Below are 8,579 nucleotides of genomic sequence, written 5' to 3'. Positions count from 1 at the left end.
CCAATCCTCATATCCAAATCCCAGTGTAAGCTTGCGCCGTTCACTAATTCCTAGAGAGAAGCTTTATGGATCTCATACGTCTCACCAGCCGGTACGGGAGACCGTATGTCAGCTTTATCGCTGCGGTCGTGGTGCTGCAGCTGGTGTCCACGCTGGCCACATTGTATTTGCCGGATTTGAATGCGGACATCATCAACAACGGTGTTGCTCAGGCAGATGTGCCGTATATCCGCCGTGTCGGTCTGATCATGCTCGTGGTTTCGCTCGTTCAGGTCGCTGCCGCAGTGGCTGCGGTGTGGATGGCTTCGGCTGCGGCGATGAAGACTGGCCGCGATATCCGCCGGGCTGTCTATGACAATGTCAGTGGTTTCACCTCGGAGGATATGGGCCGCTTCGGTGCGGCGACGTTGACCACCCGCGCGACGAATGATGTCCAGCAGGTACAGATGACAACGCTGCTGTTCTTCAATTTCATGGTCACCGCCCCGATCATGGCGATCGGTGGCGTGATCATGGCGTTGCGCCAGGACCCGGGTATGTCGTGGCTGGTCATCGTCGCTGTTGTGGTGCTGGCTGTTGTGGTGGCGATCATCGCAGCACTGCTCATGCCACTCTTCCGAAAGATGCAGCTGCGCCTGGATGCCATCAATGGTTTGCTCCGCGAGCAGATCGCCGGCATCCGCGTCGTCCGCGCATTTGGTCGCGAGGAATTCGAATCGGAGCGCTTTACGGATGCGAACACCGCGTTGACCAAGCTCAGCCTGAATATTGGTCGTGTCTTTGTCACGATGTTCCCCATCATCATGCTCATCTTGAACCTCGCCACCGCTGCGGTGCTGTGGTTCGGCGGTCAGCGTGTGGATGAGGGCCTCGTCGAGGTCGGTTCACTTACTGCATTCATGCAGTATCTGATGCAGATTCTCATGGCCGTGATGATGGGCGTGTTCATGTTGATGATGCTGCCTCGCGCCATCGTGTGTGCCCGCCGCATCAAGGAAGTTCTGCGCTACGAGCACACCACCCCGCCGGAGAACAGCACCGCCAGCGCTGAGCCGGGGGTCGTCGAATTCGCTGACGTCACATACCAGTACCCGGGCGCGGAAGAGCCGGTGCTCCACAACATCAACTTCACCGCCCGCCCAGGCACGGTCACCGCGATCATCGGTTCCACCGGTTCCGGCAAGTCGACTCTGATGGGGCTCATTCCGCACCTCTACTACCCCACCTCCGGGCAGATCCGGATCGGCGGTCGCGTGGCCATGGTGCCGCAGAAGCCGTGGCTCTACCGTGGCACGGTCGCTTCGAATCTTCGCGTGGGCAATCCTGAGGCCACCGATGAGCAGCTCTGGGACGCCCTGCGCACGGCCCAGGCACATTTCGTCGAAGACCTGGACATGCCGATCGCCCAGGGCGGCACCAATGTTTCTGGCGGTCAGCGCCAGCGTCTCTGCATCGCGCGCATGCTCGTCGCAAGGCCCGATATTTATCTTTTCGACGATTCATTCTCCGCCCTCGATGCCGTCACCGAGGCGAAACTGCAAGAGGCCATGACCACATACACCAGCGATGCGACGGTGCTGGTGGTGGCGCAAAGGGTGGCGTCGATAAGCAATGCGGACCAGATTCTCGTGATGGAAGCCGGCGAAATCGTCGCACGCGGAACCCATGAAGAGCTGCTCCCCACGAGCAAGACCTACCGTGAGATTGAAGCGAGCCAGAAGGCGGTGAAAGCATGACCGAGCAGCTTGACGACGCACAATTGGCCGAATACGAAGCCAAGATGGCCGGCGACGACTATTCCAATAAGGCCCCGCGCAAGGCCAAGCAATTCTGGCCTTCCGCTAAGCGTCTCCTTGGTCTTCTCGCGCCCTATAAAATCGCTCTGACCTTCGTGTTCTTCATGAACACCGTGTCTGTGATCCTCGCGGTCTGGGCGCCACGCGTCATGGGACATGCGATGGACGTGATCTTCTCGGGCGCTATCTCCAAGCGCCTTCCTGAAGGCATCACCGCCAAGCAAGCCGTTGAAGGGCTGCGTGCTTCGGGCCAGGACCGTTTCGCGGACATGGCTGAGGCCATGGACCTGAACCCGGGCCACGGCATCGACTTTGACCGCCTCCGCGATCTCATCGTCATGGTGCTCGCACTCTACGTTTTTGCTTCACTGCTGATGTGGGCACAGGGCGCGATCTTGAACAAGCTGACCATGCGCGCGGTGTTCAATCTGCGCGAACGCGTGGAGGCAAAGATCAATCGCTTGCCGCTGTCCTATTTCGATTCGCGTCAACGCGGGGACGTGATGAGCCGCACGACCAACGATGTCGACAATATTCAGCAGGCCCTCCAACAATCCCTGTCTTCGCTGTTCAATGCGCTGCTCACGCTGGTGGGCATCGTGGTCATGATGGTGGCCATCTCCTGGCAGCTCGCACTCGTCGCACTGCTAGCCATCCCGCTGACCGGCGTGGTCATGGGCGTAGTGGGTACCCGCTCCCAAAAGCAGTTCGTCGCCCAGTGGAAAGCCACTGGCGATCTAAATGGCCACGTCGAGGAAGCGTTCTCCGGCCATGACGTGACCACGATTTTCGGCCGCAGCGACCAGATCCGCGAGACCTTCGACGAGCGCAACGAGGAGCTCGCCGCGGCCGCACAAAAAGCCCAATTTTTGGCGAATTCGATGCACCCGATCATGCAGTTCATCGGCTCTTTGTCGTATGTCGCGATCGCGGTGCTCGGCGGCCTCAAGGTCGCTTCCGGCAACCTCACTCTTGGCGATGCCACCGCGTTCATCCAGTACTCCCGCCAGATGAACCAGCCGCTCGGCGAGGTCGCCGGCATGATGCAGATGCTCCAGTCCGGCGTCGCTTCTGCCGAGCGTGTTTTCGAACTGCTCGATGCCGAGGAAGAACCGGAGGACAGTGCCGGGATGACGACTGGCAAAGGTACCCCTGGCCTTGTCGAATTCGACCACGTGGACTTCTCCTACGATCCGGAGACTCCGCTGATCCAGGACCTGACCCTGCGCGTCGAGCCCGGCCAGACCGCCGCGATCGTCGGCCCGACCGGTGCGGGCAAAACCACCTTGGTCAACCTGATCATGCGGTTCTACGACATCGATGCCGGTGCGATCCGCCTCGATGGCACCGATATCCGCGATTTCACACGTGCGCAGCTCCGTTCCCGCATCGGCATGGTCCTCCAGGACGCCGTGCTGTTCAAGGGCACGATCATGGAAAATATCCGCTACGGCCGCCTCGATGCCACGGATGAAGAGGTCATCGCCGCAGCTGAAGCCACCTACGTCGACCGTTTCGTGCGCACCCTCCCCGATGGGTACGACACTGAGATCGACCAGGACAGCGGCTCCATTTCCACCGGTGAGCGCCAGCTGATCACCATTGCCCGCGCGTTCCTGTCCCAGCCAGAGCTCCTCATCCTCGACGAGGCGACCAGCTCCGTGGACACCCGCACCGAAGTCCTGGTCCAGCACGCCATGAATGCCCTGCGCAGCCAGCGCACCAGCTTCGTCATCGCGCACCGCTTATCGACGATCCGCGACGCCGACCTCATCATCGTCATGCAGAACGGAAAAATCGCCGAGCAGGGAACTCACGAGGAGCTCCTTGCCCGGCGAGGAACCTACTTCGAACTGAACCAATCCCAGTTCAGCATCGAAGACTAGCTACTGAGAACTAGTACATCGTCATGTAGCCGCTGCCCGGATCCTCCGGGTTCTGCGGGTTCTGATTCTCTGGGTGCTGGTACGGCTGCGTTGCCTGCTGTGCTGGATTCTGTGCTGGATTTTGTGCTGGATTCTGTGCAGACAGGCTGGCGTGGCCGTATTCGCTGATCCAGCGGTAGATGAACACGGTGCCGAGGAGCTGCACCGGGATCGCGATGATCATGCCGAGGCCCAGGGTGAACAGGGAGATTGCGCCACAGACGATGCCCAGCAGAATCAAGGCGCCGAAAACGCGACCGTAGTTAGCTTTCACATCGTTCCACGCTGCAGCGAAAGCACCGGTCGCGGTGGTGCGACCGTCAATAGCGTAGAGCGGAATCATAGTCACAAACGGGTATGAGAGGATGCCCGCGATGACGGTCAGGATCATCACCACCGCACCGAGCGCAGGAATCTGGGAGGCTAGGAATCCGCCGAGGAAGAACAGTGCGACCAGGACTACGCCGAAGCACAGGCCGGTCAGGATGTAGGCGAGCAGACCCTGCCCCCACGGCACGCCCTTGAAAGCGGTGCTCCACTGCGGCTTCTCACCGCGGGTGTCGCGCAGTGCGACCTTGTAGGCGACGATGCCGAAGATGAACGATGCGATCGATGCCAAGATCTGCCAAATGGTGATCGCTGTGGTGGTCGGACCACTGAAGTCCTCCATGCCACTGTTGAAGTCGTTCATGGCCATCGGCACGATGGCAGCCAGGCCAAGGACCGTCGAGACCAAGAACGGCACGAAGATCAGCCCAACGTAGACGTGCCACTGGCTGGTGAACAGGCGCTTGAAACCAAACGGCACCGGTTCGGTTGCCGGCAGCGGTTCCGCCGGGATAGTAAGCGGGCGACCAGATTCGGGCAGCGTCTCCGGGTCCACATAACCGGACGTCGGGCCGTACGGGTTACTCTCGTTGCCTTGGTTGTAATCGCCGTAGCTGGGGTAACTATTGGGGTCATTAGCATTAGTCATGCACCCATAATATTTAGGACTGAATGATTGTCGAGATCTAATGCCTCGCACTTCGGTTTAGTATTGAAATCGTGATGTCCCCGCAACCTCCTCAATACCCGTATAGCCAAGATCTGGTGCGCCTGTCTGATCTGGACAGGTCCGAAGCCATTGCCCGGTTAAGCTACGCGCTTGGCGAGGGACGCCTGAACAGCGACGAATTCAATCGCCGCTGCGAGCAGGTGGGCATCGCCTCGACCCACCGGGATCTCATGCCCCTGTTCCACGACCTGCCGGACCAACAACCCACTCGCCCTGGCGAGGTCGAGCAGACGTTCACTCTCAGCGAGATCGAGCGTGCCCGCGCGAATGGCAAGAACACTCGCCTCGGCATCTTCTCCCTCGGTTCGCTTGCGTCCATCGCCGGCACGGTCGGCCTGACCACGGTGACCGGGGTGAGCGCATGGGGCCTCCTTTTGCTCATCATCCCCGCCTTGTTCACTGTTCTTTACATCATGAAGGTTGGCCCCGACAGCTGGTACGCCCCCTCCCCGCGCCAGTTGGAGCGGCAGCAGTTGAAGGAATTGCAGATGGCGCGGCGGATGGAGGGGGAGCGTCGAAAAGCGGAGCGCGACGTGATCCGCGACCAGCTCACGGGCGACGCAATGTCGTTCGCGCAACGAACCTTGAACCGATTCAACAAATAAATCAACGATTTTTGGAAGAATCACCTATATGAGCAACACGTCCAAGGAAACCTCGAACAAAAAGCAGTCGGAGAAGCCGAAGCGCGCACCCCTGAAGCGCCACCGTCACTTCGACCAGGCAGACAAGCTCAAGGGCGTCGCGTATGACCTGCGTGGCCCCGTCGCCACGACGGCCGAGGAGATGGAGCGCGACGGCCACACCATCCTGAAGCTGAACACGGGCAACCCCGCAGTCTTCGGTTTCGAGGCACCGGACGTGATCATGCGCGACATGATCGCCGCGCTGCCCACGTCGCAGGGCTACACCACATCGAAGGGCATCATCCCTGCCCGCCGCGCCGTGGTCACCCGTTACGAGGAAGTCGAAGGCTTCCCCGACATCGACATCGACGACGTCTATCTGGGCAACGGCGTGTCCGAGCTCATCTCGATGACAACGCAAGCACTGCTTAACGACGGCGACGAGGTCCTCATCCCCTCCCCCGACTATCCCCTTTGGACAGCCGCGACCACCCTCGCCGGCGGCAAGGCCGTCCACTACGTCTGCGATGAGGAAGACGACTGGAACCCGTCGCTCGAGGACATTCGCTCAAAAATCACCGACCGCACCAAGGCGATCGTGGTGATCAATCCAAATAACCCGACCGGCGCGGTGTACTCCAAGGAGGTCCTCGAGGGCCTGGCCAACATCGCCCGCGAGCACGAGCTCATGGTGCTCGCCGATGAAATCTACGACCGCGTGCTTTACGACGGCGCCGTCCACCACTCCATGGCCGCCATCGCCCCCGACCTGGTCACCTGCACGTTCAATGGCCTGTCCAAGGCGTACCGCGTGTGCGGCTACCGCTCCGGCTGGATGGTCATCACTGGTCCACGCCGCCGTGCCAAGGGCTTCATCGAGGGTCTCGACCTGCTCGCCGGCACTCGCCTGTGCGCGAATGTTCCGGGTCAGCACGCCATCCAGGTCGCACTCGGTGGACGCCAGTCCATCTACGCCCTCACCGGTGAAGGCGGTCGCCTGAGGAAGCAGCGTGACATCACGGTGAAGAAGCTCCGCGAAATCCCTGGCGTTTCCGTTGTGGAGCCGAAGGGCGCGATGTACGCCTTCCCGAAACTGGATCTGGACATGTACGAGATCCACGACGACGAACGCTTCATGCTCGACCTGCTCAAGAGCGAGAAGATCCTCATGGTCGGCGGCTCCGGCTTCAACTACCCGAAGCCAGACCACTTCCGCGTGGTCACCCTGCCGTGGGCATCCCAGTTGGAAAATGCCATCGAGCGCTTGGGCAATTTCCTCTCGGATTACCACCAGCACTAGCAGGCTCTACTCCGGCACCACCTCCTCCGCACGCTCTTCTGCATATTCGGGCACGATCTCTTCCGGATCGGCAGGTGGTTCCGGCGGGAAGGGCTGCGGGTGGAAGGGAAATTCCATCCCGTATACCACTTCGAGGTCTGTGAGTTCCGCCAGGCAGCGCTCGTATTTGAAGTGCTCCTCATAGGCATCGAGGATGCGGTGACCGCGGGCAAAAAATCGCGCTTTTTTACGGTTCCGTTCCTCCACATCGGCTAGCGTGGATTTCCAGCGCGGATCCGTAGGCGTGATCTGCGAGTGAAGAAAGCCATTGGGGCGAACCCGCGCATAGGTTCCGTTACTGAACAGCCACACGATCTCCCCGCTGACGGGATCCGGGATGTAGAAAGCTCGGCGATCGGTTTTCACATTGTGATGCTTTTGGCACAGGCAGTAGAGATTGTCCGCGTTGGTCTGCCCACCTTCGTCATAGGGGACGCGGTGATCAAGCTGGCATTCCCACGCATCGCGGTCACAGCCCGGGAAGATGCAGCTTCCGTCCCGGCCACGGACGTACGCCCGGACTTTCTCCGGGGCGACATAGCCATCGACGGTGTGGGTGGCGCCGGAATCCACATCCAAAAAATCGGCGATTTTTTGTTGGGCGTCTGCACCGAGCAGATTGTGAACCACCGCGGTACCGGTGGCATCTGTCCAGCCAAAGCCAGGAATGAAAGCCGGAGCAGTCTTGTCTACTTCCCCAGTGGGCAGGGTGCGCAGATAGGCATAAATACGCACATCAGCGACTGGTTCAATCTCACCAGTCAACAGCTTGTACACGGCCTCGGACTGCGTCAGCTTATGCTCCCTCGCGGTAGCCTCAATATTGGCCTGAGCCACCGCCATAGAGGCAGTATCCATGGTCAGGTTCATCCACCACTGCCCCATCGTTGAACAAGGTCCACTTTCAATATCGCACTGGCCAGGACCGATATTCTTTTTCTTCTCACGGTCCTTGCGCTTCTTCACATCATGAGCTGCAGCGGAATCAATATCAGCGAGCAACTGATTCAAGCGACGGGTGATTGCAGTGGGCGTGGGCAGTGATTCGTTGGTGAAGGTTGGAGTGAAAAGGGTGACCAACGCATCGTCGATAAGCGTGAATGCTTCGGAGTCTGCCTGGTCGTCGAATGGGCGGATGAAGTCGTCGATGGTGGCCAGGCGTTTCGCGTCGAGGCGGAATGTTGCGCGCTGTAATTCACGCAGCTGCGGGAGACGGCGAAGCGCCATGTAGCCGTAAACTGCGCGCTCGACATCAGGCTTGGTCATGCCTGTCGACGTACCCAGGTTGGCCAGCTCAAGGTCATGGTCCTTCGACGCGATCGCACCGAAATGTGCGTCGGCGAAGTGACCGAAAATCTCGAACTGTGCCTGGCGGAGCCGCATGCTCGCCACGGCATCCGGGTCTTCTGGATTCTCCGTGGCAAAAAATGGCGATTTTTTGGTGTGGTTGTAGGTCGTCTCTTTCGGTGGTTGTGGTGCGCTCATGTTTCCCCCTTGGCTTGTGAGCGTGGGGATAGTGTGGCACACCACCCGAACCACCGTTCGAACTATTCGAACAGTTTTTCGAATAACCTGCGGAAAAGCGTGGTCAGTGGCTGTCAGTGACTAAAGAGACCGACCCAAAGCGTGCAGCGACCAACCGGCGGAGCGCCAGGAATCGACGGGGAGGACATTGCGGGCGTCGATAAGCGTTTTTTCGGCGACGAGCTTGCCAGCGTGCTCAGGGTCAAGGTGCTTGAATTCGTCCCATTCGGTGGCGAGAATTACCAGCTCAGCGTCGGTCAGCGCGTCGTCGAGCGAGGATGCGTAATCGAGCGTTGGGAAGACCTTGCGCGC

7 protein-coding genes are annotated in these 8,579 nt (G+C 59.9%); 4 read left to right on the top strand and 3 right to left on the bottom strand.

All coding sequences use genetic code 11. The features are described 5' to 3' along the window. Positions 1–65 precede the first annotated feature (65 nt). Both Q0X21_RS09365 and Q0X21_RS09360 read left to right on the top strand, forming a co-directional pair. Positions 66–1,736 (top strand): ABC transporter ATP-binding protein, encoded by a 1,671-nt coding sequence (locus Q0X21_RS09365; protein ID WP_297851616.1) that lies wholly within the window; start codon positions 66–68, stop codon positions 1,734–1,736. After that, complete coding sequence (locus tag Q0X21_RS09360) at positions 1,733–3,682, top strand: ABC transporter ATP-binding protein (RefSeq protein ID WP_297851615.1); 1,950 nt, start codon at positions 1,733–1,735, stop codon at positions 3,680–3,682. Before Q0X21_RS09365 ends, Q0X21_RS09360 begins: the two co-directional genes overlap by 4 nt. Before the next feature lie 10 nt (positions 3,683–3,692). Here the strand turns inward: Q0X21_RS09360 and Q0X21_RS09355 are convergent, their stop codons facing one another. Next, positions 3,693–4,697, bottom strand: coding sequence for a hypothetical protein (locus Q0X21_RS09355; RefSeq protein WP_297851614.1), 1,005 nt, complete (start codon positions 4,695–4,697; stop codon positions 3,693–3,695). A gap of 74 nt (positions 4,698–4,771) precedes the next feature. On the opposite strand from Q0X21_RS09355, the gene Q0X21_RS09350 reads away from it, so the two are divergent. Together Q0X21_RS09350 and Q0X21_RS09345 are read left to right on the top strand one after the other, a co-directional pair. Next, positions 4,772–5,383 carry a DUF1707 domain-containing protein gene (locus Q0X21_RS09350; protein WP_297851617.1) on the top strand — a complete coding sequence of 204 codons (612 nt, stop codon included), beginning with the start codon at positions 4,772–4,774 and terminating at the stop codon, positions 5,381–5,383. A gap of 28 nt (positions 5,384–5,411) precedes the next feature. Next, on the top strand, positions 5,412–6,704 hold the full coding sequence (locus tag Q0X21_RS09345; protein ID WP_297851613.1) for a pyridoxal phosphate-dependent aminotransferase: 1,293 nt from the start codon (positions 5,412–5,414) through the stop codon (positions 6,702–6,704). Between the two features lie 6 nt (positions 6,705–6,710). Here Q0X21_RS09345 and Q0X21_RS09340 read toward each other — a convergent pair whose 3' ends face one another. Continuing rightward, positions 6,711–8,228, bottom strand: a complete 1,518-nt coding sequence (locus tag Q0X21_RS09340) for an HNH endonuclease signature motif containing protein (RefSeq protein ID WP_297851612.1) — start codon at positions 8,226–8,228, stop codon at positions 6,711–6,713. A gap of 120 nt (positions 8,229–8,348) precedes the next feature. Continuing rightward, on the bottom strand, positions 8,349–8,579 hold a 231-nt coding region (locus Q0X21_RS09335), incomplete at its 5' end, for a UDP binding domain-containing protein (protein ID WP_297851611.1).

It is taken from the genome of uncultured Corynebacterium sp., assembly GCF_947253065.1.
GTDB lineage: Bacteria > Actinomycetota > Actinomycetes > Mycobacteriales > Mycobacteriaceae > Corynebacterium.
This window is presented reverse-complemented; position numbering and strand designations above follow the sequence as displayed.

What these genes read in the sequence shown, in the direction of transcription:
- Q0X21_RS09360 (WP_297851615.1), top strand. Translation starts at nt 1,733, where the DNA reads ATGACCGAGCAGCTTGACGACGCACAATTGGCCGAATACGAAGCCAAG.
- Q0X21_RS09345 (WP_297851613.1), top strand. Translation starts at nt 5,412, where the DNA reads ATGAGCAACACGTCCAAGGAAACCTCGAACAAAAAGCAGTCGGAGAAG.
- Q0X21_RS09355 (WP_297851614.1), bottom strand. Translation starts at nt 4,697, where the DNA reads ATGACTAATGCTAATGACCCCAATAGTTACCCCAGCTACGGCGATTAC.
- Q0X21_RS09365 (WP_297851616.1), top strand. Translation starts at nt 66, where the DNA reads ATGGATCTCATACGTCTCACCAGCCGGTACGGGAGACCGTATGTCAGC.
- Q0X21_RS09350 (WP_297851617.1), top strand. Translation starts at nt 4,772, where the DNA reads ATGTCCCCGCAACCTCCTCAATACCCGTATAGCCAAGATCTGGTGCGC.
- Q0X21_RS09340 (WP_297851612.1), bottom strand. Translation starts at nt 8,228, where the DNA reads ATGAGCGCACCACAACCACCGAAAGAGACGACCTACAACCACACCAAA.